Consider the following 2,249-nt stretch of genomic DNA (forward strand, 5'->3'; position numbering starts at 1 on the left):
GGGAAGCGATGACCACCGGCTTCCAGCGCCCACTGCTCATGATGGGCTTCGTCGATTTCCATCTGGCGCAACACGGCACGTGAGCGCTGATCACCCTCGGGCAGCGTCTGCTGGTGCTTCGACAGGTGCTCGCCGACCAGTTCTTCGGTCGCGGCCACGAACCCGAGGCTGACCTTGTCGTTGATGGCACCCGCTGCTGCACCGAGGGCGAAGCTCGTCATGTAGAACAGCGGATTGAGCAGGCTGGTATTGGCATCCAGCTCGACGAGTCGTGCATCGCACCAGGCCAGGTGGTCGATCTCTTCCTGGGCGGCCAGCTCCATCTGCGTGCGCGTTTCGGGCAGACGCGCCGTGAAGCCCTGACCCTGATAGAGCGCCTGGGCACACACCTCGCCGGTGTGATTGATGCGCATCAGGCCAGCGGCGTGCTGACGCTCTTCGTCGCTGATCGCTTCGTCATGGATGTCGCCCGCCGGAGAGGGACGCGACGGCTGGGCGGCATGTGGCACCAGGGTACGCAGTACGGTGTCGAACTGATGGATCAACTGATCGGCGCGGCTGTGATGACGTTGCGCCGAAATGGCATCGGAATGCGGCATGGGAAGACTCCTGCACGGCGTGAGCAATGAGGCCATCTTACGCAAGCCAGCCCGCGACGGTAAGGGGCAGAGTGTCGCCGGGCGAGGCCTGACCGGCTCCCTTGCGCCGTGGCTTCCCCAATGAAAAACCGGCAATGCCGTTTTCACGACATTGCCGGTATGCGCCTGTGTGCCGCGCGCTTGTTATCGCTAGCCGCTACCTGCCCGCGAACCGCCGGTACAGGCGCCTGCTCTATGCCGGCTCAGCCAGCCGGCCATGTGAAGCGGCGACCACCCATCAGGTGCATATGAATATGATAGACCGTCTGGCCGCCATCTTCATTGCAGTTCATCACCACGCGATAACCGCCCTCGGCAAAACCGTAGTCCTTCGCCAGTCTGGCGGCGGTGTACTGCAGGCGCCCTACCGTGGCCAGCTGATGCTCCTCGATATCGTTGAGCGTGGCGATGTGCTGCTTGGGGATGATCAACACATGGGTCGGTGCCTGCGGATTGATGTCATTGAAGGCCAGCACCTCATCATCCTCATAGACGATATCGGCGGGAATCTCGCGATTGATGATCTTGCAGAACAGACAGTCCATGACATCTTCTCCCTTGAAGTGGGGCCGCCCACGGCAGCGTGGCCTGCCAGCGTAGCGCCAGCCGGACAACAGGCCAAGGGCAGACGCAGGAAAACGCGGGCCAGTTGGCGGACAGGTCAATGTCGCCTTTAGGGAAACAGACTGATGCACCGCTGCCAGTGGGCGAATGAGGAAAACAGTAGGATAATCATTGTTATCCCGCTAACGAGAAGCCGCCCGTCATGCCCGTGTTCACTCGCCAAGATTCCTCCCTGCGCAAGGCCAACCACGAACTGGAGGCCGGCCTTGGCGCTCACGGCGAGACACGACCGGCCACTGTCGGCGCCCCCGCCGTTGATCGCGCTGGGCCTACGCGCGCCGAGAAGGCGCGGGCGGCACTGCGTGCCGCGCCCAGGGTCGCGCGTGTTGACGGCGAGCAGGCCCCGGGCGAGTTCCTGCAGCGTGCCAGGGGCTTTCTCAAGGCCGAGGTCTATATCACGCACCTCAATGGCCAGCCGGTAGTCTGCAAGGATTACCGCCGCTATGCCGGCACGCCGGCGGCATTGGTGGCACGCTGGCTGGTACGCCACGAGCTGAAGATGCTCGAGCGTCTGGGCGACTGGACACACGCCCCCCGCGCCGTGGCGCGCCTGTCACCGCTGTCGCTGGCGATGGAGTACATTCCCGGGCCGTTGCTGAGTGATGCCGCCCTGGATGAGGTGACGGATGCCCGCCTCAGTCAGCAGCTGATTCTCATCGTGCAGCAACTCCATCAGCGCCAGATGGCCCACAACGACATCCGTGGCTCCAACGTCGTGCTGCGCGATGGCGTGCCGGTCCTGATCGACTTCACCTCTGCCGTCCGCCTGCCGCGCCTGCCGGGCACAGCCTCCCTCGCGCGCATGATGCGCCGCTTCGATCTGCGTCACTCGCTGAAGCTCAAGCAACGCACTCTCGGCCTGCCGCTGAGCACCCGCGAGGCACGCCTGCTGATCCGCAGTGGCCGCCTGAATCGCACCCTGCGCGTCTGGAAGAAAGGCATCCTGCCACGCCTCAAGGGCCGCAAGCACTGAGCCAGCCCGAGCCC

General features: G+C 64.1%; 3 protein-coding genes. 1 reads left to right on the forward strand and 2 read right to left on the reverse strand.

The features are described 5' to 3' along the window. Both coq7 and AC4FAH_RS07195 read right to left on the reverse strand, forming a co-directional pair. Window positions 1–599: 2-polyprenyl-3-methyl-6-methoxy-1,4-benzoquinone monooxygenase (coq7, locus tag AC4FAH_RS07190; protein ID WP_490245818.1), on the reverse strand; the 599-nt coding region annotated here is incomplete at its 3' end. Between the two features lie 242 nt (window positions 600–841). Continuing rightward, entirely contained in the window at window positions 842–1,183 is a 342-nt protein-coding gene (locus tag AC4FAH_RS07195; RefSeq protein WP_043334727.1) for a histidine triad nucleotide-binding protein, read from the reverse strand. 221 nt (window positions 1,184–1,404) lie between these two features. Here AC4FAH_RS07195 and AC4FAH_RS07200 point away from each other — a divergent pair, with 221 nt between their 5' ends. Further along, entirely contained in the window at window positions 1,405–2,235 is an 831-nt protein-coding gene (locus tag AC4FAH_RS07200; RefSeq protein WP_287020782.1) for an RIO1 family regulatory kinase/ATPase domain-containing protein, read from the forward strand. Window positions 2,236–2,249: the final 14 nt, after the last annotated feature.

The organism is Cobetia sp. (assembly GCF_983723665.1).

Excerpts from the sequence above, each read along its gene's own strand:
- AC4FAH_RS07195 (WP_043334727.1), bottom strand. The coding sequence starts at position 1,183 with ATGGACTGTCTGTTCTGCAAGATCATCAATCGCGAGATTCCCGCCGAT.
- AC4FAH_RS07200 (WP_287020782.1), top strand. The coding sequence starts at position 1,405 with ATGCCCGTGTTCACTCGCCAAGATTCCTCCCTGCGCAAGGCCAACCAC.